This window comes from Streptomyces vinaceus, assembly GCF_008704935.1.
In the GTDB taxonomy this organism is placed as follows: Bacteria; Actinomycetota; Actinomycetes; order Streptomycetales; family Streptomycetaceae; genus Streptomyces; species Streptomyces vinaceus.
The window spans coordinates 5,288,296-5,314,081 of the sequence record NZ_CP023692.1; the positions used below are offsets into that span (position 1 = coordinate 5,288,296).

Sequence of the window (25,786 nt, forward strand, 5' to 3'; positions counted from 1 at the left end):
TGCCGGGCAAACCAGGACAGACCACCCCGTCAGGCGCGGGGTGCGCACCCCAGGACATGCCGCTTCACGAGCACGCCGATGTCCGGATCCTGACTGCGGAACGCCTCCACGAGGGCCGCGTGCTCCTCGGCGTACGACTTTTGGACGGTTCCCAGCCAGCGGATCGACAGGGCCGTGAAGACCTCGATGCCCAGGCTCTCCCAGGTGTGCAGCAGCACGCTGTTCCCGGCCGCCCGCACCAGCTCCCGGTGGAACCCGACGGTGTGCCGCACCTGCGCGGTCCCGTCCTCGGTCCGGTCGGCCTCCCACAACGCCGCCACGTGCGGCTCCAGCGCCGAGCAGTCCGCCGCCAGCCGGGGCGCGGCCAGCTCGGCCGCGATCTGCTCGAGACCGGCCCGGACCGGGTAGATCTCCTCCAGGTCGGCCGCGGACAGGTTCCGTACGCGCACGCCCTTGTTCGGCGCCGACTCGATCAGCCGCAGCGTCTCCAGCTCGCGCAGGGCCTCGCGCACGGGCGTCTGGCTGACCTCCAGCTCCACGGCGATCCGGCGCTCGACGATCCGCTCGCCGGGCTTCCAGCGGCCGCTGACGATCCCCTCCACGATGTGCTCGCGGATCTGCTCGCGCAGCGAGTGCACGACGGGTGGGGTGATCATCGGGGCTTCATCTCCTGTGGGGCCGCGCATCGCTTCGATGCGTAGACAATACGGCGGAGTAGGCCGCGGGGATGCGTTCCTGGTCAGGGCCGTTGGGTGAGGCTGGTTACAAGGCGCTGCGCCGGATCAGGCTCAGGGCCGTGACCGGCCCCACCGACAGCCGGTACGCGCCCGGTTCGGGCGGCGGGAACGCGGCTGCGTAGCGGCCGCCGCCCAGGCTCCGCAGGGGGCGGGCCACCGGGCGGCCGCCGTCGGCCGGGCGCAGCTCCGCCATGAGCAGCCGCGCGTCGTCGGGGGCCGTGACGGTGACCTCGTACGGGAGGCCCGCGGGCAGTACGGCGGGTACGCGCACCCCGAGACGGGCGGCCGGGTCGGCGGGGGCGGGGTCGGCGGGGGCCGGGTCGGCGGGGGCCGGGTCCGCGAGGTGTCCGGCCTCCGCGGGGAGCGCCGCCTCCTCGACCAGCAGGCCGCGCAGGGCCTCCCGTACGGCCCGGTTGTTCTGGAGCGAGCCGTGCTGCTCGTACACGGCCCACGACCCGGCGACCGGGCCCGCCCCGGCGGGCAGGGGGACCGTACCGTCGCCGTCGCCCTCGGACACGAGGGCCAGGCGGTCCTCGGCGTACCGCGCGGTCGACGCCGTGGGCTGGCCCGTGCCGGCGATCGCGTACAGGTCGGCCCGCGGCGGGGAGCTGCGCAGATCGGTGTGGAAGCGGGCCGCGTCCGCCAGCAGGGCCTCGTCCACGCCGGGCAGCCCCGGCAGGTCGCGGACGCGGGCGAGCCCGCCCGGGCCCTCCATACAGGCGTCGTCGGGGGCCAGTTGGTGCAGGGAGGGCAGGCTGCGGGCGAAGGCGCCGACCTCCGGGTCCCGGCGGCCCCCACCGTCCACCAGGTCCGACAGGGCCAGCAGGGAGCCCCGGTGCGGGGTGCCCAGGGTGATCACGCGGCGGGTGACCTCGTGCCCGCCGAGGCGCTCCACGTAGTGCCGGGCGACCAGCCCGCCCATCCCGTGGCCGAGGAAGACCACCCGGGCGTCGCGGCGCTCGGGGGCCGAGGCCCGCCAGCGCTCCAGCTCCAGATCGATCCGGCCCTTCAGCCGCTCCGCGCCGTGGCGGCAGGACAGCCGCCAGTCGTACGGGAACGTGAGCAGGTTGTCCGACACCGACAGCGTGAAATGGCGTTCCAGCCAGCGCAGCAGGTCCGTGTAGCCGTCCACCGGGTGCCAGATGCCCGGCAGGGCGTGCAGATCGGGCATCAGGCCCACGGGGACGACCCCGTCGCCCGGGTCGCCGTCACCGGTGTCCTTCGGCAGGCGCAGGGCTCCCGCGGAGGCGGTGAAGCCGCGCAGGCCGCGTAAGAGGGCCGGGCCGGACAGGTCCCAGACCGCTCTGCCCGCCGCGTCCGCGAGCCGGCTGCCCAGGATCCCCGGCAGTACCACGACGAGATCCGTCACCTGTGCCCGTGCCATACGCAGCCCCCCGAGATGTCACACATGGACCCACCAGGGTATGACGACGGCGCCCCCGCCCGAAGTGGTTCGGGCGGGGGCGCCGTACGAGTCGCCTGGCGACGGGGCCCGGGACTAGAGGCCGAGCTCGACCTCGAACTCGCCGGCCTCCAGGATCGCCTTGACGGCCGAGAGGTACCGGGCCGCGTCCGCGCCGTCCACCAGGCGGTGGTCGTAGGACAGGGTCAGGTACGTCATGTCGCGGACGCCGATGACGGTGCCCTCGGGGGTCTCGATGACCATCGGACGCTTGACGGTGGCACCGATGCCCAGGATGGCGACCTGGTTCGGGGGCACGATCACGGTGTCGAACAGCGCACCGCGCGAACCGGTGTTGCTGATGGTGAAGGTCGCGCCCGACAGCTCGTCCGGCGTGATCTTGTTGCCGCGGACCTTGCCGGCCAGGTCGGCCGTGGCCTTGGAGATGCCCGCCAGGTTGAGGTCACCGGCACCCTTGATGACCGGGGTCATCAGGCCCTTCTCGGAGTCCACGGCGATGCCGATGTTCTCCGAGTCGAAGTAGGTGATGGTGCCCTCGTCGTCGTTGATCCGGGCGTTGACGACCGCGTGGGCCTTCAGCGCCTGGGCGGCGGCCTTGACGAAGAACGGCATCGGCGAGAGCTTGACGCCCTCGCGGGCCAGGAAGGACGCCTTGGCCTGCTCGCGCAGCTTCATGATCTTGGTGATGTCCACCTCGACCACGGAGCTGAGCTGAGCCTGCGAGTGCAGCGCCTTCATCATGTTGTCGCCGATGACCTTGCGCATGCGGGTCATCTTGACGGTCTGACCGCGCAGCTCCGAGACCGCGGCGGCGGCCGGGGCCTTGGCGGCCGGGGCGGCGGCCGGAGCCGGGGCGGCAGCGGCGGCCTTGGCGGCCTCGGCGGCGGCCAGGACGTCCTGCTTGCGGATACGGCCACCGACGCCGGTGCCCGAGACCGAGGCCAGGTTGACGCCGGACTCCGAGGCGAGCTTGCGCACCAGCGGAGTCACGTACGCGCCCTCGTCACCGGCGGAGGCCGGGGCGGCGGGGGCGGCGACCGGAGCCGCGGCGGCCGGAGCGGCCACGGGGGCCGGGGCGGCGGCCGGAGCGGCCGGGGTGACCGGGGCCGGAGCGGCGGCGGCCGGAGCCGGAGCCTGAGCCGGAGCGGCGGCCGGAGCAGCCGGAGCCGGAGCCGCCGGGGCGGCCGGAGCCGGGGCGGCGGCCGGGGCAGCCTCGGCCGGAGCCGGGGCGGCGGCCGGGGCCGGGGCGGCCGGGGCCGGGGCGGCCGGAGCGGCACCGGCGGCGCCGATGACGGCCAGGACGGCGCCGACCTCGGCGGTCTCGTCCTCGTTGATCCGGATCTCCAGCAGGGTGCCGGCGACCGGGGCGGGGATCTCGGTGTCGACCTTGTCCGTGGAGACCTCGAGCAGCGGCTCGTCGGCCTCGACGGACTCGCCGACCTGCTTCAGCCAGCGGGTGACGGTGCCCTCGGTGACGCTCTCGCCCAGGGCGGGGAGAACGACGTCCGTGCCGGAGGCGGCGGGGGCGGCGGCGGGAGCCTCGGCGGCCGGAGCCGGAGCCGGGGCCGCAGGGGCCTCGGCGACCGGGGCCGGGGCGGCCGGCGCGGCCGGAACCTCGGCGACGACCGTCTCGGCCTCGGCGGGGGCCGGGGCGCCGGAGCCGTCGTCGATGACGGCCAGCTCGGCGCCGACCTCGACGGTCTCGTCCTCGGCGACCTTGATGGACGCCAGGATGCCGGAGACGGGCGACGGGATCTCGGTGTCGACCTTGTCGGTCGAGACCTCGAGCAGCGGCTCGTCGGCCTCGACGCGCTCGCCCTCGGCCTTCAGCCAGCGGGTGACAGTTCCCTCGGTGACGCTCTCGCCGAGCGCCGGAAGGGTTACGGAAACCGACATGGTTTCAGTTGCTCCTTACGAAAGTGCGGAAGTGGTCGTCGCGCCCGTGACTGTGGATTAGTCGTGGGAGTGAAGCGGCTTGCCGGCCAGGGCCAGGTGGGCCTCGCCGAGCGCTTCGTTCTGGGTCGGGTGCGCGTGGATGAGCTGCGCGACCTCGGCCGGCAGGGCTTCCCAGTTGTAGATCAGCTGGGCCTCGCCGACCTGCTCGCCCATCCGGTCACCGACCATGTGGACGCCGACCACGGCACCGTCCTTGACCTGGACGAGCTTGATCTCGCCCGCGGTCTTCAGGATCTTGCTCTTGCCGTTGCCCGCCAGGTTGTACTTCAGGGCCACGACCTTGTCCGCGCCGTAGATCTCCTTGGCCTTGGCCTCGGTGATGCCGACCGAGGCGACCTCGGGGTGGCAGTACGTGACGCGCGGAACACCGTCGTAGTCGATCGGGACGGTCTTCAGACCGGCCAGACGCTCCGCGACCAGGATGCCCTCGGCGAAGCCGACGTGCGCGAGCTGGAGGGTCGGGACGAGGTCGCCGACGGCCGAGATCGTGGGCACATTGGTCTGCATGTACTCGTCGACCAGGACGTAGCCGCGGTCCATCGCGACGCCCTGCTCCTCGTAGCCCAGGCCCTGCGAGACCGGGCCGCGGCCGACGGCGACCAGCAGCACCTCGGCCTCGAAGGTCTTGCCGTCCGCGAGGGTGACCCGTACGCCGTTCTCGGTGTACTCGGCCTTGTCGAAGAAGGTGCCCAGGTTGAACTTGATGCCGCGCTTGCGGAACGCGCGCTCCAGCAGCTTGGAGCTGTTCTCGTCCTCGACCGGGACGAGGTGCTTGAGGCCCTCGATCACGGTGATGTCGGAGCCGAAGGACTTCCACGCCGAGGCGAACTCGACGCCGATGACGCCGCCGCCCAGGACGATCGCCGACTCGGGGACGCGGTCCAGGACCAGCGCGTGGTCCGAGGAGATGATGCGGTTGCCGTCGATCTGCAGGCCCGGCAGCGACTTCGGCACGGAGCCGGTCGCCAGCAGGACGTGGCGGCCCTGGATGCGCTGGCCGTTCACGTCGACGGAGGTCGGCGAGGAAAGGCGGCCCTCACCCTCGATGTACGTCACCTTGCGGGAGGCGACCAGGCCCTGCAGGCCCTTGTACAGGCCCGAGATGACCTCGTCCTTGTACTTCTGCACGCCCGCGATGTCGATGCCCTCGAAGGTGGCCTTCACGCCGAACTGGGCGGCTTCGCGCGCCTGGTCCGCGATCTCGCCCGCGTGGAGCAGGGCCTTCGTGGGGATGCAGCCGTTGTGCAGGCAGGTGCCGCCGAGCTTGTTCTTCTCGATCAGGGCAACGTCCAGACCCAGCTGGGATGCGCGCAGAGCCGCGGCGTAACCGCCACTGCCACCGCCGAGGATCACTAGGTCGAAAACGGTGCTGGCGTCGTTCGCCACGTCACGTCCTCCATGCATGTGCGCCGGGCACCGGTCCTCTGTGACCGGGCGGCGGCTGGTAATCGGCCGCTAGTTGTTCGGCCCTGTGGTGGGGGCCCTGTCCTGCCGAGAACCCATCTTCGCATTTGTCGGGGGAACGCGGGACGCCGGGCCCATGATGTGGCAGGTCGTTCTGCCCGAAGTAGGGGTTACCAGTGCGTAGAAACCTACGGATTTCGTTGTCAGTGAACATGCCTCAAGCCTTGATCGAGTATCCGACCAAGGCTTGAGGCAGATCACAGTCGGCCCCGCGGGGCCTTGTCAGGGCTCGGTCAGCCCAGGTCGCCCGTGGCCGTACGCTCGGCCAGCCGCACCAGGGTGCGCACGGCGGAGCCGGTGCCGCCCTTGGGGGTGTAGCCGTACGGAGCGCCCTCGTGGAAGGCCGGGCCCGCGATGTCGAGGTGCGCCCAGGTGATGCCCTCGCCCACGAACTCCTGGAGGAAGAGGCCGGCCACCAGGCCGCCGCCCATCCGGACACCCATGTTGGCGATGTCGGCGGTGGGGGAGTCCATGGTCTTGCGCAGGTCCTCGGGGAGCGGCATCGGCCAGGAGGCCTCGCCGACCTCCTCGGCGATCTCGTGGATCGAGGTGCGGAAGGCGTCGTCGTTCGCCATGATCCCGAAGGTCCGGTCGCCGAGCGCCAGCACCATCGCACCGGTCAGGGTGGCGACGTCGACGATCGCGTCCGGGTTCTCCTCGGAGGCCTTGGTCAGGGCGTCGCCCAGGACCAGGCGGCCCTCGGCGTCGGTGTTCAGGACCTCGACGGTCTTGCCGCTGTACATGCGCAGCACGTCGCCGGGCTTGGTGGCGGAGCCCGAGGGCATGTTCTCGGCGAGCGCGAGCCAGCCGGTGACGTTGACCGGCAGGCCCAGCTTGGCAACGGCGACGACGGAGGTGAAGACGGCGGCGGCGCCGGCCATGTCGCACTTCATCGTCTCGTTGTGGCCGGCCGGCTTCAGGGAGATGCCGCCCGAGTCGTAGGTGATGCCCTTGCCGACGAAGGCGAGGTGCTTCTCCGCGTCGGGGTGGGTGTAGGCGATCTTCACCAGGCGCGGCGGGTTCTCGGAGCCCTTGCCGACGCCCATGATGCCGCCGTAGCCGCCCTTGGTCAGCGCCTTCTCGTCCAGGACCTGGACCTTGATCCCGTGCTCCTTGGCGGTCGCGGACGCGACGGCGGCGAAGGACTCGGGGGTGAGGTCGTTCGGCGGGGTGTTGATCAGGTCACGGGCGACGTTGACCTCGGTCGCGACGACCGAGGCGCGCTCGGCGGCGGCCTTGTGCTCCTTGTCGCGCGGCTTGGCGCCCAGCAGGACCACCTCGGCGAGCGGCTGCTTCGGGCCGCCGTTCTTCTCGGCGCCCTTGCCGGTCTTCTTCTCGCCGCCCTGGTAGACGGTGAAGGCGTACGCGCCCAGCAGCGCGCCCTCGGCGACGGCCGTCACGGCCGAGGCGTCCTCCAGCGGGAGGGCGAACGCGGCCTTCTTCGATCCGTGCAGCGCGCGGGCGGCGGCGCCGGCGGCGCGGCGCAGGGCCTCCTCGTCGAACGCCTCGTCCTTGTCGGGGACGGGGCCCAGTCCGACCGCCAGCACGACCGGGACCTTCAGGCCGTCCGGCGCCGGCAGCTTGGTGGTCTCGCCTTCGGCGCCCGAGGCACCGAGCGCGTCGAGCACGGCGGCGAGCTTTCCGTCGTACGCCTTGTCCACGGCCTCGGCGCCCGCGGCGACGACCGGGCCCTTGGGGCCCTTCGCCACGCCGACCACGAGGGCGTCGGCGCGCAGCGTCGCCGCGCCGGCAGTGCTGAGAGTCAGAGCAGTCACGGTGGTGAAGTCTCGCTTCCGTTTGTGTTGTGGGCCGAGTGGGTGGCCGGCCATCCGCAGCGATCGTATTCCGGCCCGACGCCCGCCAGAAATGAGCCTACGCGTACGGGCTCGTCCGCACGCCACTCGAAGGTTTGGCAAGTTGTTCGATCAAGACGCCGGGAGATTCACCCATCCGTGGTTTCCGCACCAGGTTTGCCCCTTGGACCTGACGAGGTCCGAGAGACTCGACCCGCTCTCGCAAGGGGACGCGGGGTCCCTTTGCATGATTTCCACAGTGCCTCCTCGGCCCGGCCGACCGCCATAGGGCCGTAGTCGAGTGATGCCTGCGGGGGGAAAGGCCGAAATGGTCAACAAGAACCGGATGAACAGGGCTGCCGCCGCGATGGGGGTGGCAGCGCTGATGTCCGTGGCATTGCCGGCCGCGACCGCGCACGCGGCCGTGACACCGCGCATCGACCTGAAGGTGCTCGTCGTCGACGACGGCGGCAGCTCGGTCGACGCCATCACCGCGGAGCTCCGGGACACCGGAGTGCCGTACACCCGGGTCCTCCTGGGCAGCACCGGACGCCCGGTGATCAACGCCGCGTACCTCAGCGACACCGTCGACGGCCGGCCGCGCGCCAAGTACCAGGGCGTCGTGCTGCCGAACGAGAACCCGTTCGGCGAGGGCTCCGCCGAGATGGCCGCGCTCAGCGCGTACGAGACGACGTACGGCGTCCGCCAGGTCGACGCGTACACCTGGGCCCACCCGGGCGTCGGACTGGAGTACACCGACAACGGCGGCTACAGCGGGCAGCTCGACGGCACCCAGGCCGCCGTCACCGCCGCCGGCAAGGCGGGCCCCTTCGGCTACCTCGGCGGCCAGGTCGCCTTCGAGGACAACTCCGCCCTGGTCCCCGAGAGCTACGGGTTCATGGGCAAGCCGCGGGCCGGATACACCAGTTACCTCGACGCACCCGTCGCCGGCGGACGGGCCTCGCTGGTCGGCGAGTACGCACACGACGGGCGCAGCGAACTGGTCGTCACCTTCGGGTACAACCAGTACCAGCAGCAGTTCCGGCTGCTCGCCCGCGGCATCGTCGACTGGCTCACCCAGGGGATCCACCTCGGCCAGGAGCGCAACTACTTCGCGGTCCACGTCGACGACGTCTTCGCCCCGGACGCACGCTGGAGCAAGGAGCTCAACTGCACGCCCGGCGACTACGCCTGCCCGGGCGGCGAGGGCAAGGAGAGCACCATCCGGATGTCCGCCGCCGACGCCCAGTACGCGGCGCAGTGGCAGACGAGCAAGAACTTCACGCTCGACCTCCTCTTCAACGCCGGAGCCGGCGAGGAATGGAAGGCCGAGAACGGCGGGACCGACGCCCTCACCGCGCAGCTCGTCGCCGACCGGGCCAAGTACCGCTGGATGAACCACACGTACACCCACCCCTTCCTCGGCTGCGTCCAGGACACCGCCGTCGTCCCGTGGACCTGTACGAAGAACAGCGCGGGCGCCATCAACTGGATGAGCCGGGCCGACATCTCCGCCCAGATCCGCGACAACAACAACTGGGCCGCCTCCAAGGGCATCACCACCGACCGCACCGAGCTCGTGACCGGCGAGCACTCCGGCCTCAAGACCCTGCCGCAGCAGGCCCAGGACAACCCCAACCTGGCGGGCGCCCTCGCCGACAACGGGGTCAAGTGGGCGGGCAGCGACAGCTCGCGCGAGCCCGCGCAGCGCGCCGTCGGCGCCGCCCTGACCGTCCCCCGCTACCCCATGAACGTGTACTACAACACGGGCACCAACGCGGAGATGGCCGACGAGTACAACTGGATCTACACCAGCCGCGCCCAGGGCGGCAGCGGGGTCTGCGAGGACAACCCCGGGACCTCCACCTGCCTCCCGGCCCCGCTCGACACCGCCACCGGCTACCTGGACTACATCGTCCCCGCCGAGGCACGGACCGCCCTGCGCCACGTCCTGGCCAACGACCCGCGCCCGCACTACGTCCACCAGTCCAACCTCGCCGAGGACCGCACCCTCTACCCGGTGCTCAACCAGGTCCTCGACACCTACCGCACGCTCTACGCGCCCAGCGCCCCGATCGTGAACCAGAGCATGAAGGACACCGGCGTCGAGCTCAGCCGCCGGGCCGCCTGGGACAAGGCCGTCGCCAACAACCAGGTCACCGCCTACCGCATCGGCAAGGACGTCACCGTCAAGGCGCCCTCCGGCGTCGTCGCCCCGGTGACCGCACCCAACGGCACCAAGAAGCAGCTCCTGCTGGGCAGCGCCGACTTCGGCACCGCCTACGCGGGCAGCCGCTCGGCGTGGACCGCGCCCGAGCTGCTGCAGAGCGCGGTCACGCTCAAGCTGCCCAGCTGACCATCGTCCGGCTGACCACTGTCCGGCTTCGACACCCGGTACCACCCAGCGCCGGCGCTCCGCACTCGGGCGCCGGCCCCTTTTCCGTCCTGGGGGGACACAGCACATGAGCCATGGGCGTCACGTCACCATGCTCACCGAAGGCACCTATCCGCACGTCCACGGGGGAGTCAGCACCTGGTGCGACCAGCTGGTACGCGGGATGCCGGAGGTCGACTTCAACGTCATAGCCCTGACCGGCTCCGGGCGCGAGCCGGTCACCTGGGAGCTGCCCCGCAACGTCTACCGGCACACCGCCGTCCCGCTCTGGGGACCGGCGCCGGGCCGCGGCCGAGGCCGCTCGGCCCTGCGGGGCAAGGCCCACCGCCGTTTCACGGCGACGTACGAAACCTTCCTGCTCTCCCTGCTCGACCCGCCCCCAGCCACCGCCGGGGGTGCCCCCGGCCACGGGGGCTTCTCCGAAGCCCTGCACGAACTCGCCGTCCTGGCCCGGGCCGGCCGGCTCGCCCCGGCCCTGCGCTCCGAAACGGTCCTGCGCCTGCTGATGGACGTGTGGACCCGGCCCGGACTCCCCACCGCCGCCGCCGAGCCCACCATCCACGACGCGCTCACCGCCACCGACCTGATCGAGCACGCGCTGCGGCCGCTGTCCGTACGGATCCCGCCCGACAGCGTCGCGCACGCGGTCAGCAGCGGGCTCGCCACCCTCCCGGCCCTGGCCGCCAAGTACCTCGACAAGGTGCCCTTCCTCCTCACCGAGCACGGCATCTACCTGCGCGAGCGCTACCTCGGCTACCGCACCGCCGCGCAGCGCTGGCCCGTCAAGGCCCTGCTGCTCGGCTTCTACCGCGAGCTCAACACCGAGGGCTACCGGCAGGCCGACCTCATCACCCCGTGCAACCAGTACAACCGCCGCTGGGAGGAGCGCGGCGGCGCCGCCCCCGACCGCATCCGCACGGTCTACAACGGCGTCGACCCGTACGCCTTCCCCGACGCGGGACCCGAACCCGAGGTGCCCACCCTCAGCTGGTGCGGGCGCATCGACCCGATCAAGGACCTCGAAACCCTCATCCGGGCCTACGCGTTCATGCGCGAGGAGCTGCCCGCCCTGCGGCTGCGCCTGTTCGGGCCGGTCCCGGCGGGCTGCGAGGAGTACAAGACCCGCCTGGAGGAGCTCGGCGCCCAACTCGGCGTGGCCGAAGGGATCTCGTACGAGGGCCGTATCGCGGACGTGGCGCAGGCCTACGCGGCGGGCAGCATCGTCATGCTCTCCAGCATCAGCGAGGGCTTCCCCTTCAGCATCATCGAGGCCATGTCCTGCGGCCGCACCACCGTCTCCACCGACGTCGGCGGGGTGCGCGAGGCCGTCGGCGACACCGGGCTCGTGGTCCCGCCGCGCGAACCGGAGACCATGGCCCGCGCCGCCCTCGCCCTGCTCCGCGACGACGAACGCCGCGCCGAGCTGGGCCGCCGCTCCCGCAAACGGGTCGTCGAGAAGTTCACCCTCCACCAGTCCGTGGACGGCTTCCGGCACATCTACCGCGAACTCGCCGGCCAGCCCGTACAGCCCGTCCGCGCGGGCGACGACTGGACCCAGCGGCTCGCCGACCCCTGGTACCGCGAACTCGCCGCCGACGGGAGCCTGTGGTGAGCGGATCCCTGTGGCTGCGCGTCCCCGGCGGGGACACCCTCCCCGCCATCCCCCGGCCCCGCCGCACCGGGCCGGGGGACCCCGGCCCGGCCGGCGACCCCATGGACCGACTCGCCGAGCGCCTCGACGGGTTGATCGCGGCGGCCGTCCACCCCGACGAGATCGCCGCCGTCCTCGAATCCGACGGGATGACCGACGAGCACATCCGGCTCACCTACGGCCGCCACGACTCCTTCGGCCTCGCCGAGGAGCTCTACGCCCGGGTGCCCCGCGCCTTCCCGGAACCGGAGCACGTCCCCGACCCCTGGAAGGTCTCCCTCACCGCCTGCCTGCTGCGCGGGGTGGTCTTCGCCCTGCCCGGCCTCGCCTACGTCCTGGGCGCCCCCCTGCTGGAGGGCCCCAAGGACCGGCTGGGCCTGCCCGCCGGGACGCTCACCCTGCTCGCCGGGGCGCTCATCGGCTGGGTGTGGGACCAGACCCTCTCCCACCGCGCCTACACCTGGCTGGGCCTCGGCGACCGGGCCGCCGCCGGGCGGACCCTGCTCGTCGGGGCCCCCGTCGGGGCCCTGCTCGGCATCGCCGCCGCGCTGACCGTGCCCGGCGGGCCGCCGTTCAGCTACGCCTTCGCCGCCGGCCAGGCCCTGTACGTCGGAGCCGCCACCGTGCTGCTCGTCCTCGGCCGGGAGCGGGTGCTGCTCGCCGCGCTCGGCCCGATGGCCGCGGGGTCGGTGCTCGCGCTCTTCACCGAGGTGCCCGTGCCCGTGCGGGTGGGCCTGCTCGTGGTGTCGCTGCTGGCCGCCTGCGGCCTCGCCGTACGGGAACTGCCGGTGGCCCAGGGCCTGCGGGCCGCCGTGCGCCGGATCCGGGGCTGGGCCGCGCACCGGCCCGGCGAGGGCCCGGTGCGCTGGCGGATGCTGCGGGGCGCCGAGGAGGAGTACGGTCCGCGCGGACCCCGGATCGGGGACTCCGTGCCGTACGGGATGTTCGGTCTCGGCACCGGCCTGCTGGTGCTGTACGCGGCCCTGGGGGAGGTGCTCGCCGGGGGGCCCGCCGAGGCGGTCGCCGCCCCCTCGGCGGTGGCGCTCACCCTGAGCATGGGCCCCGCCGAATGGCTGCTCCACCGGTTCCGCAGCGGCAGCCTGGCCGGGCTGCGGGCGGCCCGCTCGCCGCGGCAGTTCTGGCTGCGGATGCTCGGGACGCTGGGCCGCTGCCTCGCCGCGTACCTGGCGGTGCTGCTGGCCCTCGGGCTGGCGGGCACCCTGCTCTGGCCGGGAGCCCCCGGCCTGACCGGGATCCGGGCCGCGACCCTGCTGCTGCTCGGCGCCGTCATGTGGACCGGGCTGCTGCTCCAGTCCTTCGGGGCGGTCCGGCCGGCGGCCGTGGTCTGCGCCTCGGCGGCGCTGGCCCAGAGCGTGGCGCTGCTGCTCGGGGTGGGGCAGCCGCGGCTGGTCCAGCTGGTGGTGGCGGGCGCGGCCGCGGCCGTGCTGGGCACGCTCGTCTGCCTGTTGCTGGGCCGTGCGACGGCCCACCGCTGATCCCGCCCCCTCCCGGTACCACCCGACCCCGTACAAGAAGAAGGTCCTGATGCTGCTGGTGCCCCTCTACGAGCACCCCGCCGACCGGCCCGAGGACTGGGAGCGGCTCATCCGCTGCGCCGGCCGGCTGCACTCCGTGGTCCTCAACCCCGCCAGCGGGCCGGGCGAGGCCCCCGACCCGCGGTTCGCCGCCGTCGCGCAGCGGCTGCGCGACGCCGGGGTGCCCGTCCTCGGGTACACCGACACCGACTACGGGCGGCGCCCGCACTCCGCCGTGGTGCAGGACCTGCTGCGCCACCGCGACTGGTACGGCGCCGACGGGGCCTTCCTCGACCAGGCCTCCGCCGAACCGGACCTGCTCCCGCACTACGGGCGGCTCGGGATCGCCGCCCGGGCCGCCGGCGCCCGTACCCTCGTCCTCAACCACGGGGTCCACCCGCACCCCGGCTACGCCGAACTCGCCGATCTGCTGGTCACCTTCGAGGGGCCGTGGGACGCCTACCGGGACGCGGCGGTGCCGGACTGGACGGCCGACCACCCCGCCCAGCGGTTCTGCCACCTCGTGTACGCCGTCCCGCCGGGCGCGCCCGCCGCCGAGCTCGCCCGGCAGCGGGGGGCCGGGGTGCACTGCGCGGTCCCCGGGACCGGCGCGCACCCGTGGGGGACCCTCCCGTACGCGCTGGAGGCCGCCGGATGACGACCCGCCCGCCGCGCGGCGCGGTACGCGGATGCCGCGCCCTGTCGCTCGCCCTGCTCCTGCTGCTCGCCGCCTGCACCACCCAGGGGCCGGACGAGCCGGACGACTTCTCGCCCGCCCCGGCGCCGGGGGAGCGCTGGCAGCCGAAGCCAGGGGTCAGCTGGCAGTGGCAGCTCAGCGGGAAGCTGGACACCTCCGTGAAGGCGGCGGTGTACGACGTCGACGGGTTCGACACCACCAAGGAGCAGGTCGCGGCTCTGGCGGGGGCCGGCCGGCGGACCGTCTGCTACCTGTCCACCGGAGCCTGGGAGGAGTTCCGCCCCGACGCCGGCGCCTTCCCGAAGGCGCTGCTCGGCGAGGGGAACGGCTGGGAGGGCGAGCGCTGGCTGGACGTCCGCCGGCTCGCGGAGCTGGAGCCGCTGATGGCGAAGCGCTTCGACATGTGCCGGGAGAAGGGCTTCGACGCGGTGGAGCCGGACAACATGGACGGCTACCGCAACACGACCGGCTTCCCGCTCACCGCCGAGGACCAGCTGGCGTACAACCGGCTGATCGCGAAGCTGGCCCACGACCGGGGCATGGCGGTCGGGTTGAAGAACGACCTCGACCAGATCCCGCAGCTGGTGGGGGACTTCGACTTCGCCGTCAACGAGCAGTGCGCCGAGTACGAGGAGTGCGAGCGGCTCACCCCGTTCATCGCGGCGGGCAAGGCCGTCTTCCACGTGGAGTACGAGGGCCGGATCGGCCAGTGGTGCGGGCAGTCGCAGGAGCTGCGGCTCAGCTCGCTGCAGAAGAAGTACGATCTGGGCGCCTGGCGGCAGTACTGCCCGCCCGGGGACTGAGGGATCAGGTGACGGGCAGGACGGCGTGCACCCGGTAGCCGCCGCCGAACCGCGGCCCGGCGAAGCAGGACCCGCCCAGGGCGGTGGCCCGCTCGCGCATGCCGAGCAGCCCGTGGCCGCCGCCCGCGCCCGCCTCCTCCCCGGCCGCCGCGGTGCCCCCGTCGTCCAGCACGGTCACCTCCACCGAGGAGCCGACCCGGACCACGCTGACCTCGGCCCGGACCTGGGGCCCGGCGTGCTTGCGCACGTTGGTCAGCGCCTCCTGGATCACCCGGTACGCCGCCAGGTCCACGGCGGCCGGCAGCGGGTCCCCGGCCCCGGCGCCCAGCTCGACCATCACCTTCACCGGCAGCCCGGCGTGCCGGAAGGTGTCCACCAGCTCGTCCAGGACACCCAGCCCCGGCGCCGGTTCGGTCGGCGCCTCCGGATCCCCGGACTGCCGCAGCAGCCCGACCGTGGCCCGCAGCTCGTTCAGCGCCGAGCGGCTCGCGTCCCGTACGTGGGCCAGGGCCTCCTTGGCCTGGTCGGGGCGCTTGTCCATGACGTGCGCGGCCACCCCCGCCTGCACGTTGACCAGGGCGATGTGGTGGGCCACCACGTCGTGCAGGTCCCGGGCGATCCGCAGCCGCTCCTCGGCGACCCGGCGCCGGGCCTCCTCCTCGCGGGTCCGCTCGGCCCGCTCCGCCCGCTCCCGTATCGCCCCGATGAACGCCCGCCGGCTGCGCACGGCGTCGCCGGCGGCCGCGGCCATCCCGGTCCAGGCGAAGATGCCGATGTTCTCCTGCGCGTACCAGGGCAGCGGGCCGGCCAGCATGGCCACGCCCGTCAGCCCCGTCATCGTGAGCAGGCCCACCCGCCAGGTGGTGGGCCGGTCGGTGCGGGAGGCCAGGGTGTACAGGGCGATCACCGTGGACATGGCCACGGGAGCCCGGGGTTCGCCGGTGGTCAGCTCCAGCAGGCACAGCGCGCCGGTCACGGCGAGTACGGCGCGGGTGTGCCGGCGCCGGAAGACCAGGGCGGCCGCGCCCAGCACCATCAGCAGCAGGGAGAGCGGCTCGGGGGTGCGGGTCATGAAGGTGGGGCCGTGCGGGCCGTGCGGACCGGCGAAGGAGCCGATGACCATGGAGAGAAGGGCCCCGAGCGCGACGACGGCATCGGTGGCCAGCGGATGCGACCGCATCCAGTGCCGGGTGGGGGCGAACGGCCCGAGGTCTGTCGTCACCCCGATACGGTACGGCCTGCCCGCCGCGGGGCGGCCCGCCCCGTCAGGTGCCGGGACGCTGCGGGGGCAGCGGGGCCGCCGGGGGCGGACGCCGGCCGAGGGGGGCGCGGGAGCGCTCCGGGCCCCAGCGGGCGCGGACCACGCACACCGCCATGACGGCGGCGATGGCCGCGAGGTGTTCCTTGCCCGCCAGGTTGTCCTTGACCAGCACCTCGCCGATCATCACCGCGATCACGATCGAGCCGGTCAGGTACGCGCGGTACCGCCAGCACACGTAGATCGCGAGGCCGACCACCGCCGCCGAGGGCCCGGTGTCGTTGACGACGCGGTCGGACACCGGCAGCCCGAAGGGGTGGTCGGCGCCGAGCGAGAGGCCGATCCGCGCGTACGTGGTCCCGGCGAGGGTGGCGACGTAGCCGATGACCAGCGTGCGCCACCAGCCGATGCAGATCTCGGAGATCCCGAAGACCAGCAGGATCTGGGCGAGCGCCCCCCACACGGGCAGGTCGAGGGCGGGGACGAACAGGGACAGCGGGGTGCGCAGCAGGGCCAGCCACAGCGGGTCGACGGCTTTGACCGACCCGAGGTTCTGGACGGGCTGGAACCCCCAGGACGTGTTCTGGACGATCTGGAAGACCGAGGTCAGGCAGACGGCCCCCAAGGTCATGGGGGCCGCCCGCCATCTGTCGCGGACCAGGGCGTCCTTGACGGTCCAGAACAGGGGCCCCCACTCGCGGCGGGCGAACCGCCGCAGGGGGGTGGTCGTCCAAGCCGTCAACGATTGGTCTCCAGATGTTTGCGGTTCAGCCACTTCGGCAGCCCGGGAGCCTCCAGGAAGCCCTCGGCCCGGCCCGCCGCGATACCGATCCGCAGCAGGTCGGAGCTCTTCTCGAAGAGCATGAACCGCGGCTCCCAGATCGGCCGGTATTTGGCGTTGGCCCGGTAGAGGGACTCGATCTGCCACCAGCGGGAGAAGAAGCTCAGCAGCGAGCGCCACATGCGCAGCACCGGACCCGCGCCGAGCTTGGACCCCCGCTCGAAGACGGAACGGAACATCGCGAAGTTGAGCGAGACCTGTGTGACGCCGATCTCCTTGGAGCGTTCGAGGAGTTCGATGACCATGAACTCCATCAGCCCGTTCTCGGAATCGCGGTCGCGGCGCATCAGGTCCAGCGACAGGCCCTTGGGGCCCCACGGCACGAAGGACAGCACGGCGCGCAGATCGCCGTTGCCGTCGGTGCACTCCAGCATGACGCACTGGCCGTCGCCGGGGTCGCCCAGTCGGCCCAGCGCCATCGAGAAGCCGCGCTCGGTGGCGCCGTCGCGCCAGTCGTCGGCGCGGGCGAGGAGCACGTCCATCTCGTCCGCCGGGATGTCGGCGTGGCGACGGATGCGCACCGTGTACCCGGCGCGCTTGACGCGGTTGTAGGCCTGCCGGACGGTCCGCATGGCGCGGCCCTCCAGCGTGAACTCGTCGGTCTCGACGATGGCCTCGTCGCCCAGCTCCAGCGCGTCCAGCCCGTGGCGCGCGTAGATCTGCCCGGCTTCCTCGCTCGCGCCCATCACGGCCGGCACCCAGCCGTGCTCGCGGGCCTCGGCCAGCCAGGGCTCGATGGCGCCGGGCCAGGCCTCGGGGTCGCCGATCGGGTCGCCGGAGGCCAGTGAGACGCCGCCGACGACGCGGTACGTGACGGCCGCCTTGCCGGTGGGGGACCAGATGACGGACTTCTCGCGGCGCAGCGCGAAGTAGCCCAGCGAGTCGCGGTCGCCCTGCTTGGCGAGCAGCGCGCGCAGCTGCTCCTCGTCCTGCGGGGTGAGGGGGTCGACGGCGCGGCGCGAGCGGAAGGCGGCGAGCAGTACGGCGATCAGGAGCAGCGTGGACATGACGTTGATCACGATGTCCACCCAGCCCGGCGTGGTGATCGAGGCGTAGTCGCGGGCGTTGGGCTCCAGGGTGATCAGCCGCATCACGCCGTACCGCCAGCGGGCCAGGAAGGTGGCCTCGGCGGCGTCCGGGTCGGTGTTGGCGGCGCCGACGATCAGCGCGGCGAGCAGCGAGGTGCACAGCAGGCCGACGGCGCCGACGGCGGTGGCCAGCTTGGGGTTGGAGCGGTCGCCCTTGGCGTAGAACTCGCGGCGGCCGAGCACCAGGGCGCCGACGAAGGCCGCGGTCAGGGCGAGGGAGACCCAGTTCTGGGTGTGGTCGCGGAACTCCGGGTAGCAGAGGTTGAAGTCACCGCTGGTGCACGGGGCGAAGGCCGCCGTGGCGAAGGCCAGCAGCAGCATGCCGCCCAGCACCAGGTTCAGGATCCAGGCGGCCCGCTTGCGGCGGCCCATGGTGACCGCGAGCAGCAGCGAGAACAGGCCGGAGGCGAAGCCCGCCGTGAGCAGGTACGGGGTGTAGAAATCGGCGGTGTTGTGCCGGCGCAGGTCCTGCCCGAGCGAAAGCCACACCGCGCTGAGGAAGTTGACGAAGGTGACGGCGCGCAGGTACCAGACCGCGAACGCGGCGCTGCGCCGTGAGCGGGCGGATCCCCGGCCGGTCTCCCGGCCGCCCCCTTCGTCCCTCTTCTCGTCTTTCCTGCTGTTGTTCGTGCCGTTGCCGGATCCTTGCGCTGCCTTGGCAGCCTGTGCGGTCCGGTCGATGTCTGCGCTGGTCAAGCGGGCCTCTCCCATGAAACGCGATCATATGGGGCGCCGCCGACCGGCCGCTCAGTCCTTCGGCTCCTGCGGCTCTCGCGGCTCCCGCGCCGCCTGCTCCGGGAGCTCCGCCGCGAGCGCGGCGGCCGCCTGGACCAGGGGGAGGGCCAGCAGTGCCCCGGTTCCCTCTCCCACTGTGACGCCGTGGTCGAGCACGGGGTTGAGTGCCATCCGGTCCAGGGCCTTCGTCTGGCCCGGCTCGCCGCTGGCCTGCCCGGCCAGCCACCAGTCGGGCGCGCGGAACGCCGCGCGCTGGGCCACCAGCCCGCACGCTGCGGAAACGACCCCGTCGAGGACGACCGGCGTACGGCGCACCGCGCACTGGAGCAGGAAGCCGGTGATCGCGGCCACGTCCGCGCCGCCGACCGCGGCGAGCAGGGCGACCTGGTCGCCGAGGACGGGGCGGGCCCGGCGCAGCGCGTCGCGGACCGCCGCGCACTTGCGCATCCAGGTCAGGTCGTCGATGGGCCGCCCGCCGCGCCCGGTGACCACGGAGGCATCGGTTCCGCACAGGGCCGCGACGAGCGTCGCCGCGACCGTCGTTCCACCGACGCTCAAGTCCCCGAGGACCACGAGGTCCGTACCGGAGTCGGCCTCCTCGTCGGCGATCCGCATCCCGAGCCGCAGGGCCGCGTCGGCCTCCTCGCGGGTGAGCGCGTCCTCGACGTCGATGCGCCCGCTGCCGCGGCGCACCCGGTGGCGGACCACGTCCTCGGGCAGCAGGCCGGGCTCGCAGTCCAGACCGGCGTCCACGATCCGTACGCCGGCGCCCAGGCGGTCGGCCAGGATCGAGACCGGGCTGTTGCCGTCGAGCACCGAGCGCACCAGCTCGTGCGCGCCGCCGGCGGGCCGTGCGGATACCCCCGCGGCGGCGATCCCGTGGTCGGCGGCGAACAGCACGACGCGGGGCCGCTCGATCGGGCGGACGGGAACCCGCCCCTGCGCGGCGGCCAGCCATTCGGCGAGCTCGTCGAGCCGCCCCAGCGCCCCGGCCGGCACGGCCAGCCGCTCACGGCGTTCCTCGGCGTCACGCCGGACGCCCCCGTCGGGGCGCTCGATCAGATCGGAGAAGTCGTCGAGATTCAGCGTGGTCATCTGCCAGAGCGTACAGCGGGTAAGGCCCTCCCCAAGCCCCGTCCCGCGAGTCGCCGGAGGGGGCGCGCGGTCAGTCCTTCAAGGTCACGGCCTGCCCGGCCACCACCAGCAGCACGTGCTCGCACTCGCCCGCCACCAGGCTGTTCAGGCGCCCCAGTTCATCGCGGAAGCGCCGCCCGGAAGCGGTCGCGGGAACGACGCCCGAGCCCACCTCGTTGCTGACCGCCACGACCGTCCGGCGGGTCGCGCGCACCGCCGCCACCAGCTCCGCCACCCGCTCCCGCAGCTCTTTGCGGCCCCGGCCCGCCCAGACCGCGTCGTCCCAGGCCCCCACCCGGTCCATCGCGTCCGTCAGCCACAGCGCCAGACAGTCGATCAGCAGCGGAGGCCCTCCCTCCACCAGCAGCGGAGCCAGCTCGCAGGTCTCCACCGTCCGCCAGCTCGCCGGCCGCCGCTCCCGGTGCAGGCCGACCCGCGCCGCCCACTCCGCGTCGCCGTCCCGGGTGCCGCCGGTGGCCACGTACTCCACCTCCGGGAAGGCGGTCAGGCGACGCTCCGCCTCGACGGACTTCCCCGAGCGCGCCCCGCCGAGCACCAGCGTCCGGCGCGGCAGGTCCGGCACCGCGTGGTAGTCGCCGACCGTCACCGTCGTCCCGTCCGGCACGGCCCGCGCCCCGGCCGCCGCGCAACGGCGCTCCAGTTCCCGGCCCGGCGGTACGTCGTGGTCCAGGTGCACCGCGATCACGTCCGTGGTCGGCCCGGCGGCGCCGCTCGCCCGCAGCCGGGCCAGCGCCTCCGGCCGGCCCAGCACGTCCGCGAGGACCATGTCGTACGGGCGCTGCCCCGAGACCCCGTTCGTCCCGGCGGGTGCCCCGCCGGGCGGCAGGTACAGCAGCCGGCTCCCGTCCGGGCCGGTCACCTCGTACCCGGTGCCCGGCGCGTCCATCGGCACCGCCCGCACCCGGTGCCCGCTGATCACCGCCAGCTCCCGCCCGTCCGGCACCCGCCCGGCGGCCGGCAGCCCGGGGGGCAGCTCGACCGGCGGTCCGTCGTGCGGATGGGTGAGCAGGACCTGCCGTACGCCGGCCAGCGAATGCCCCGCGCGGGCGCCGGCCAGCACCGCCCCGGGGGTCAGGTCGAGCAGCAGCGCACCGTCGACGAGCAGTGAGGTCGCGGCGCGCGACCGGGAGCCTACGGAAACCGCGCAGGCCGCGCAGGGACAGCCGGGGCGGGGCAGTCCTTCGGGTGTGCCGGTGCCGAGCAGAGTGAGTTCCACAGGAAGATCCTCCCGCGTCCCCGAGACTGCTGCGCGCCCGGCTACTCTGCGGGCAGACTCAAGGGGAGCAGCGTGCGGGAACGTGCGAGCAGCGGACGAGCAACGGAGGCGGACATGGCGTGGACGTGGCGGTTCGAGACGGCCGACGGCACCGAGACGAGCCCGGCGGTCGCGCCGGAGGAGTTCACCACGCAGGGGGACGCGGAGTCCTGGATCGGCGAGGTGTGGAAGGAGCTGCTGGAAGGCGGCACCGAGACGGTGAAGCTGTCCGACGACAACGGCACCGAGCTGTACACGATGAGCCTGCGCTCGGCGCTGGACGCCTGAGCGGCGGCCGCCGACGCGAGGAGCCCGGACCCCGTGCGGGGTCCGGGCTCCTTCGTGGTCCGGCCGGGCGCGGCTCGGGCCGGTCGGCGGTTCGCGGCGGCGGCGGTCAGCCCCGTACGCCGCACAGGTGCAGCAGTGCGGCGACCCCGCGGTAGGGGTCGGTCCGCCCGGCGCGGTCCTCGGCGGCCAGCAGCCGCTCCAGCTCCTCGTCCGGGGGCAGCGTCTCGCCGGCCTCGGTGCCGTCGGTGAAGACGCGTACGCCGTACCAGGCCGACAGCGGGGCGCCGATCCCCGACAGCGTGGCCGTGAGCCCGGCCAGCCGGTCGGCCCGTACGTCCAGCCCGAGCCGGTTCGTGTAGTCGACGGTGTCGAAGGCGGCCAGCGCGGCCGACCAGTCGGCGCCCAGCCCCGGCCGCATGGCGAGGGCGTCGCCGTTGCGCACCAGCAGGGACAGCAGCCCGCCGGGCGCCAGCATGCGGGCCAGCCCGGCCAGCATCGCGTCCGGCTCGGGCACGTACATCAGTACGCCGTGGCAGAGCACCACGTCGAAGCTGCCCGGCAGGAAGTGGGCGCCGGTCTCACGGCCGTCGCCCTCCAGCAGCTCGACCCGGTCCTGGATGCCGGCGGGCTCGGCCGCCAGTGCCTCCCGGGCGACGGCGAGCATCGCGGGATCCTGTTCGAGTCCGGTGACCTTGTGCCCGGCGCGGGCGAGACGCAGCGCCTGGGTGCCCTGGCCCATGCCGACGTCCAGGACGCGCAGCCGCTGCCCGACCGGGAAGCGGTGCGCGATCTGTTCGTCGACCTGCCGGCCCACGAGTTCCTGGCGGACGGCGTTGCGCAGTCCGCCCAGTCCCTCCAGCCACAGCCTGGCGCCCCCCGCGAAGCCGTCCCCCGACGCTCCGGGCTTCCCTCCGGTCAGGGCCGTTCCCCGCGCTTGACCTGCGGCTTCGGAAGACGGAGCCGGCGCATCTGGAGGGTGCGCATGAGGCCGTACGCGACCGCGCCGCGGCGCGGCTCGTCGGGGAAGCGCCGGGTGAGGGCCTTGTTCAGCCGGAAGCCGAGCCCGACGGAGTCGACGAGGATCAGCGCGATCACGGCGAGCCACAGCAGCAGGGCGACGTTCTGGATGGACGGCACCCGCACCATGCTCAGCACCAGGATGATCACGGCCAGCGGCAGGAACATCTCGGCGACGGAGAAGCGGGAGTCCACGTAGTCGCGGACGAACTTGCGCACGGGGCCCTTGTCGCGGGCCGGCAGGTAGCGCTGGTCGCCGTTGGCGAGGGCCTCGCGCTGCCGCGCCATCTCTTCGCGACGGCGCTCGCGGGCGCGCTTTGCATCCTCCTTGCGATTGCCGGTCGATGCCACGACGGCCTTGCGCTGCGACTGTGCCACAGCACGCTTCGGCGTCGGGCGGCCCTTGGGGGCCTGCGGATCACGGGGCTGCGAGAGGTCGGCGCTCACCTTGTCGGTGGCGGCGGCCTTCTCTTCCTTGGAGGAACGGCTACCAAACACAAAACCCAAGCGTACGTGGTCGCAGCCGGGTACCCCACTCCGCCGGGGAACGATCCGGCAACGGCGGGCGTCTTCCCAGTGCAGGGTTCTTGCGGCGGGCGCGCTCGGGGGAGCACCTACTCCCTACGCCTGACAAGGGCAGGGGTGGAGTCGTCCTGGAGGAGGAGCGCATCCGTACAGGAACAGTGCGGTAATGGAGACAGGGCCCGTACTGTGGGTCCTGTCGGTGACCTGGAGCACAGTCCGTCTAGAAGGGGGCGCGCGAAGCCCATGAGCGGTGTCATGAAGCGTATGGGGATGATCTTCCGCGCGAAGGCGAACAAGGCCCTGGACCGGGCCGAGGACCCGCGCGAGACCCTCGACTACTCGTACCAGAAGCAGCTGGAGCTGCTGCAGAAGGTGCGCCGCGGCGTCGCCGACGTGGCGACCTCGCGCAAGCGCCTGGAGCTGCAGCTCAACCAGCTCCAGGGCCAGTCCGCCAAGCTGGAGGACCAGGGCCGCAAGGCCCTCGCCCTGGGCCGCGAGGACCTGGCGCGCGAGGCGCTGTCCCGGCGCGCCTCGCTCCAGCAGCAGGTCAGCGACCTGGAGGTGCAGCACCAGACCCTCCAGGGCGAGGAGGAGAAGCTGACGCTGGCCGCGCAGCGCCTGCAGGCCAAGGTGGACGCCTTCCGTACGAAGAAGGAGACCATCAAGGCCACGTACACGGCGGCGCAGGCCCAGACCCGGATCGCGGAGTCCTTCTCCGGCATCTCCGAGGAGATGAGCGACGTCGGCCTGGCCATCCAGCGGGCCGAGGACAAGACGGCCCAGCTCCAGGCCCGCGCGGGCGCGATCGACGAGCTGCTGGCCTCCGGCGCCCTCGACGACCAGAGCGGCCTCGGCTCCAAGGACGACATCCAGGCCGAGCTCGACCGCCTCTCGGGCGGTACGGACGTGGAGCTGGAGCTCCAGCGGATGAAGGCGGAGCTGGCCGGGGGCCCCTCGGCGCAGCAGCAGGCCATCGAAGGCGGCGCCCAGGGCAGTGCCCAGCAGTCCCCCCAGACCCAGCACCGCTTCGACAAGCAGTAGGACGGGGCCCGTCATGATTGTCCGCATCATGGGGGAAGGGCAGGTGAAGGTGGCCGACGGCCACTTCGCCGAGCTCAACAAGCTGGACGACGAGCTGCTCGCGGAGATGGAGAGCGGTGACGAGGAGGGCTTCCGGCGGACGCTGGGCGCGCTGCTCGACGCCGTGCGGCGGCTCGGCTCGCCGCTGCCGGACGACGCCCTGGAGCCGTCCGAGCTGATCCTCCCCGCGCCGGACGCCTCGCTCGACGAGGTCAGGGAGATGCTCAGCGACGACGGGCTGATCCCGGGCTGAGCCGGGGCGGCAGTACACGTCGGTGAGGCGCCTGGCCGGCCCCTGTGCGGGGGCGGGCCGGGCGCCGTCGTGTTCCGCGGCGCCGCGCCGGTGGCCCGGCAGCGCCCGTCGGTGCTCGCTCAGTGCTTCGTCGGCTTCGAGGCCGGCGCCCTCTCGGGGTCCGGGGTGCCGCCGATGAAGTTCTCGAACTTGCGGCGCGGGGCCGCCCAGCGCCGGTCGTGGCGGAAGGCCCGCAGCCTGGCCTTGGCGCGGGCCCGCGGGCGGTTCTCGTAGAACCTCTTCGCGTACGGGGAGCCGGGTCGGGCCAGCCGGACCGCCCCGATCAGCGCCACGAACGGGACGACCATGCCGAAGAGCGCGGTGCGGGCCTTGCCCTTCCACAGGGCGATCAGGGCCAGGAAGAAGTTGGTGGCGGTGTTCATGATGATGAGACCGCGGCTCTGGCGCTCCTCGGAGGTCAGGTCGTTGACGCCGAAGGGCAGGAAACCGCCCAGGACCAGCGCCACCAGCGCGGCCGTCAGCACCACGATCTCCACGCTCTTGCGGCCCTGCTCGCTCCAGTAGACGTCGTCGAGGTGCAGGATCAGCGCGAACTCGTCCAGCACCAGGCCCGCGCCCAGTCCGAAGATCACGGCGGAGAGCATGGCGCCGAACCCGCGCCCGCCGCTGCCGACCGCCCCGAACCCGCCGATGATCACGAGGACGACGCCGGGCACCACGTGGTGGATGTGGATGCCGCCCGGGGTGATGTTCTTGAAGGGCCCGCGTCCCGCCCGGATCATCCGGGTGATCACGCGGGTGATCAGGAACGACAGGACGAACGAGAGCAGCGCGAGGAGCAGCGGCAGTTTGCCCGGCTCGACGATGTTCCGGTACCACCAGTGACCCATACCGCCGGCTCCCCTGCTGTGGCAGCTCCCCCGATTTTTCCCGTATGGGGCAATTTACCGCCCGAGGCGAGCAGGTAGCGTTCGCGCCGATGAAAGATTCGTTCGACGACCAGCCCCCCGAGCCGCCCGAGCCGCCGCTGACGCCGCCCGACGAGCGCGCCTCGCTGCGCGACGGCGTGCGCTTCGCGTTCGGCACGCTCACCGTGCTGCCCGCCCGCATCACCCGCTGGGACCGCCCCGCGGCCCGTACCGGCATGGCCTGTGCCCCGCTGGCCGGACTCGTCGTGGGCGTACTCGCGGCCGTGCCGGGGGTGCTCCTGCTGGTGCTGGGCGGCGGCCCGCTGCTCGCCGCGGCCGTCACCGTCGCCGTTCCGGCCGCCCTGACGCGGGGGCTGCACCTCGACGGGCTCGCCGACACCGCCGACGGGCTGGGCAGCGCGAAGCCCGCCGCGGCGGCCCTGCGGATCATGAAGCAGTCCGACATCGGCCCCTTCGGGGTGGTGGCGCTCCTGCTGGTGCTGCTGGTCCAGGCCGGGGCGCTGGCGGACCTCTACGCCGAGAGCTGGGTCCACGGCGCCCTGGCGACGGTCATCGCGGCCGTCACCGCCCGGCTGGCCATGACGATGGCCGCCCGGGACGGCGTACCTCCGGCCCGCCCCGAGGGGCTGGGGGCGGCCGTCGCCGGGGTGCTCCCCACGCGCTCGGCCGCCTGGATCGCCGCGCTGGTGGCCGCCTCGGCCGGCGCTGCGGCCCTGCCGGTGGGCCCGGGCGCCGCCGTCCAGTGCGCGGGCGCGGTCCTGATCGCGCTGGCGGCGGCGGAGTCCCTGCTGCGCCGGTGCGTGCGCCGCTTCGACGGGGTCACCGGTGACGTGTTCGGCGCCCTCGCCGAGATCGCCGCGACCACGGCCCTCGTGGTCCTGGCCCTGGGCTGAGCTCCCGGGCGGCAT

Annotated in this window: 22 protein-coding genes; 9 read left to right on the forward strand and 13 right to left on the reverse strand. The window is 73.2% G+C overall.

Features of this window, described 5'->3' with window-relative positions; translation table 11 throughout:
* Positions 1-29 precede the first annotated feature (29 nt).
* The 5 genes from CP980_RS23850 to CP980_RS23870 form a co-directional block, all read right to left on the reverse strand.
* Positions 30-653, reverse strand: coding sequence for a GntR family transcriptional regulator (locus CP980_RS23850; protein ID WP_030156168.1), 624 nt, complete (start codon positions 651-653; stop codon positions 30-32).
* Positions 654-762: 109 nt separating this feature from the next.
* Positions 763-2,121, reverse strand: a complete 1,359-nt coding sequence (locus CP980_RS36405) for a lipase family alpha/beta hydrolase (protein WP_150529048.1) — start codon at positions 2,119-2,121, stop codon at positions 763-765.
* Positions 2,122-2,235: 114 nt separating this feature from the next.
* Positions 2,236-4,056 carry a 2-oxoglutarate dehydrogenase, E2 component, dihydrolipoamide succinyltransferase gene (sucB, locus tag CP980_RS23860; protein WP_150529049.1) on the reverse strand — a complete coding sequence of 607 codons (1,821 nt, stop codon included), beginning with the start codon at positions 4,054-4,056 and terminating at the stop codon, positions 2,236-2,238.
* Between the two features lie 57 nt (positions 4,057-4,113).
* A complete protein-coding gene (lpdA, locus tag CP980_RS23865; RefSeq protein ID WP_030863427.1) occupies positions 4,114-5,502 on the reverse strand; it encodes a dihydrolipoyl dehydrogenase in 1,389 nt (462 codons plus the stop codon).
* Positions 5,503-5,813: 311 nt separating this feature from the next.
* Entirely contained in the window at positions 5,814-7,355 is a 1,542-nt protein-coding gene (locus CP980_RS23870) for a leucyl aminopeptidase (RefSeq protein ID WP_132755806.1), read from the reverse strand.
* Positions 7,356-7,701: 346 nt separating this feature from the next.
* Between CP980_RS23870 and CP980_RS23875 the strand changes: the two genes are divergently transcribed.
* The 5 genes from CP980_RS23875 to CP980_RS23895 all read left to right on the forward strand — a co-directional run bounded on the left by CP980_RS23875 (position 7,702) and on the right by CP980_RS23895 (position 14,454).
* Positions 7,702-9,729, forward strand: a complete 2,028-nt coding sequence (locus CP980_RS23875; RefSeq protein ID WP_150529050.1) for a hypothetical protein — start codon at positions 7,702-7,704, stop codon at positions 9,727-9,729.
* Between the two features lie 106 nt (positions 9,730-9,835).
* Positions 9,836-11,380 (forward strand): GT4 family glycosyltransferase PelF, encoded by a 1,545-nt coding sequence (gene pelF, locus CP980_RS23880; RefSeq protein ID WP_150529051.1) that lies wholly within the window; start codon positions 9,836-9,838, stop codon positions 11,378-11,380.
* The gene (locus tag CP980_RS23885; RefSeq protein WP_132755812.1) at positions 11,377-12,915 is read left to right on the forward strand and encodes a hypothetical protein; all 1,539 of its coding nucleotides are present in this window, start codon (positions 11,377-11,379) and stop codon (positions 12,913-12,915) included. Before pelF ends, CP980_RS23885 begins: the two co-directional genes overlap by 4 nt.
* A 49-nt stretch (positions 12,916-12,964) precedes the next feature.
* The gene (locus tag CP980_RS23890; protein WP_132756125.1) at positions 12,965-13,612 is read left to right on the forward strand and encodes a spherulation-specific family 4 protein; all 648 of its coding nucleotides are present in this window, start codon (positions 12,965-12,967) and stop codon (positions 13,610-13,612) included.
* Positions 13,609-14,454, forward strand: a complete 846-nt coding sequence (locus CP980_RS23895; RefSeq protein ID WP_132755814.1) for an endo alpha-1,4 polygalactosaminidase — start codon at positions 13,609-13,611, stop codon at positions 14,452-14,454. Before CP980_RS23890 ends, CP980_RS23895 begins: the two co-directional genes overlap by 4 nt.
* Positions 14,455-14,458: 4 nt before the next feature.
* Here the strand turns inward: CP980_RS23895 and CP980_RS23900 are convergent, their stop codons facing one another.
* The 5 genes from CP980_RS23900 to CP980_RS23920 form a co-directional block, all read right to left on the reverse strand.
* Positions 14,459-15,676: a sensor histidine kinase gene (locus tag CP980_RS23900; RefSeq protein ID WP_373312998.1), complete on the reverse strand. Its 1,218-nt coding sequence runs from the start codon at positions 15,674-15,676 to the stop codon at positions 14,459-14,461.
* A 43-nt stretch (positions 15,677-15,719) separates the two neighbouring features.
* Positions 15,720-16,454 carry a hypothetical protein gene (locus tag CP980_RS35590; RefSeq protein WP_189999111.1) on the reverse strand — a complete coding sequence of 245 codons (735 nt, stop codon included), beginning with the start codon at positions 16,452-16,454 and terminating at the stop codon, positions 15,720-15,722.
* Positions 16,451-18,352, reverse strand: coding sequence for a phosphatidylglycerol lysyltransferase domain-containing protein (locus tag CP980_RS23910; RefSeq protein WP_132755816.1), 1,902 nt, complete (start codon positions 18,350-18,352; stop codon positions 16,451-16,453). The genes CP980_RS35590 and CP980_RS23910 overlap by 4 nt, the downstream gene beginning before the upstream one ends.
* A 36-nt stretch (positions 18,353-18,388) precedes the next feature.
* A complete protein-coding gene (gene cobT / locus CP980_RS23915) occupies positions 18,389-19,471 on the reverse strand; it encodes a nicotinate-nucleotide--dimethylbenzimidazole phosphoribosyltransferase (RefSeq protein ID WP_132755818.1) in 1,083 nt (360 codons plus the stop codon).
* Positions 19,472-19,541: 70 nt separating this feature from the next.
* A complete protein-coding gene (locus CP980_RS23920) occupies positions 19,542-20,747 on the reverse strand; it encodes a bifunctional adenosylcobinamide kinase/adenosylcobinamide-phosphate guanylyltransferase (protein WP_132755820.1) in 1,206 nt (401 codons plus the stop codon).
* A gap of 114 nt (positions 20,748-20,861) precedes the next feature.
* Here CP980_RS23920 and CP980_RS23925 point away from each other — a divergent pair, with 114 nt between their 5' ends.
* Entirely contained in the window at positions 20,862-21,074 is a 213-nt protein-coding gene (locus CP980_RS23925; RefSeq protein WP_099893015.1) for a hypothetical protein, read from the forward strand.
* A gap of 106 nt (positions 21,075-21,180) precedes the next feature.
* On the opposite strand, the gene CP980_RS23930 is transcribed toward CP980_RS23925, so the two are convergent.
* Both CP980_RS23930 and CP980_RS23935 read right to left on the reverse strand, forming a co-directional pair.
* Positions 21,181-21,939 carry a class I SAM-dependent methyltransferase gene (locus CP980_RS23930; protein WP_123517156.1) on the reverse strand — a complete coding sequence of 253 codons (759 nt, stop codon included), beginning with the start codon at positions 21,937-21,939 and terminating at the stop codon, positions 21,181-21,183.
* 50 nt (positions 21,940-21,989) lie between these two features.
* Positions 21,990-22,598 (reverse strand): DUF3043 domain-containing protein, encoded by a 609-nt coding sequence (locus tag CP980_RS23935; protein ID WP_099893017.1) that lies wholly within the window; start codon positions 22,596-22,598, stop codon positions 21,990-21,992.
* Positions 22,599-22,859: 261 nt separating this feature from the next.
* On the opposite strand from CP980_RS23935, the gene CP980_RS23940 reads away from it, so the two are divergent.
* Both CP980_RS23940 and pspAA read left to right on the forward strand, forming a co-directional pair.
* The gene (locus CP980_RS23940; protein WP_132755822.1) at positions 22,860-23,657 is read left to right on the forward strand and encodes a PspA/IM30 family protein; all 798 of its coding nucleotides are present in this window, start codon (positions 22,860-22,862) and stop codon (positions 23,655-23,657) included.
* A gap of 13 nt (positions 23,658-23,670) precedes the next feature.
* Positions 23,671-23,949, forward strand: coding sequence for a PspA-associated protein PspAA (pspAA, locus tag CP980_RS23945; protein ID WP_099893021.1), 279 nt, complete (start codon positions 23,671-23,673; stop codon positions 23,947-23,949).
* Positions 23,950-24,068: 119 nt separating this feature from the next.
* Here the strand turns inward: pspAA and CP980_RS23950 are convergent, their stop codons facing one another.
* On the reverse strand, positions 24,069-24,839 hold the full coding sequence (locus CP980_RS23950) for a hypothetical protein (RefSeq protein WP_132755824.1): 771 nt from the start codon (positions 24,837-24,839) through the stop codon (positions 24,069-24,071).
* Between the two features lie 89 nt (positions 24,840-24,928).
* Between CP980_RS23950 and CP980_RS23955 the strand changes: the two genes are divergently transcribed.
* The gene (locus CP980_RS23955; protein ID WP_132755826.1) at positions 24,929-25,771 is read left to right on the forward strand and encodes an adenosylcobinamide-GDP ribazoletransferase; all 843 of its coding nucleotides are present in this window, start codon (positions 24,929-24,931) and stop codon (positions 25,769-25,771) included.
* The last annotated feature ends 15 nt before the right edge of the window (positions 25,772-25,786 follow it).

Bases quoted from the DNA above. Each gene is read 5' to 3' on its own strand.
- CP980_RS36405 (WP_150529048.1), bottom strand. From the start codon at position 2,121: ATGGCACGGGCACAGGTGACGGATCTCGTCGTGGTACTGCCGGGGATC.
- sucB (WP_150529049.1), bottom strand. From the start codon at position 4,056: ATGTCGGTTTCCGTAACCCTTCCGGCGCTCGGCGAGAGCGTCACCGAG.
- CP980_RS23875 (WP_150529050.1), top strand. From the start codon at position 7,702: ATGGTCAACAAGAACCGGATGAACAGGGCTGCCGCCGCGATGGGGGTG.
- pelF (WP_150529051.1), top strand. From the start codon at position 9,836: ATGAGCCATGGGCGTCACGTCACCATGCTCACCGAAGGCACCTATCCG.
- CP980_RS23890 (WP_132756125.1), top strand. From the start codon at position 12,965: ATGCTGCTGGTGCCCCTCTACGAGCACCCCGCCGACCGGCCCGAGGAC.
- CP980_RS23895 (WP_132755814.1), top strand. From the start codon at position 13,609: ATGACGACCCGCCCGCCGCGCGGCGCGGTACGCGGATGCCGCGCCCTG.
- CP980_RS23910 (WP_132755816.1), bottom strand. From the start codon at position 18,352: ATGGGAGAGGCCCGCTTGACCAGCGCAGACATCGACCGGACCGCACAG.
- cobT (WP_132755818.1), bottom strand. From the start codon at position 19,471: ATGACCACGCTGAATCTCGACGACTTCTCCGATCTGATCGAGCGCCCC.
- CP980_RS23925 (WP_099893015.1), top strand. From the start codon at position 20,862: ATGGCGTGGACGTGGCGGTTCGAGACGGCCGACGGCACCGAGACGAGC.
- CP980_RS23940 (WP_132755822.1), top strand. From the start codon at position 22,860: ATGAGCGGTGTCATGAAGCGTATGGGGATGATCTTCCGCGCGAAGGCG.
- pspAA (WP_099893021.1), top strand. From the start codon at position 23,671: ATGATTGTCCGCATCATGGGGGAAGGGCAGGTGAAGGTGGCCGACGGC.
- CP980_RS23950 (WP_132755824.1), bottom strand. From the start codon at position 24,839: ATGGGTCACTGGTGGTACCGGAACATCGTCGAGCCGGGCAAACTGCCG.
- CP980_RS23955 (WP_132755826.1), top strand. From the start codon at position 24,929: ATGAAAGATTCGTTCGACGACCAGCCCCCCGAGCCGCCCGAGCCGCCG.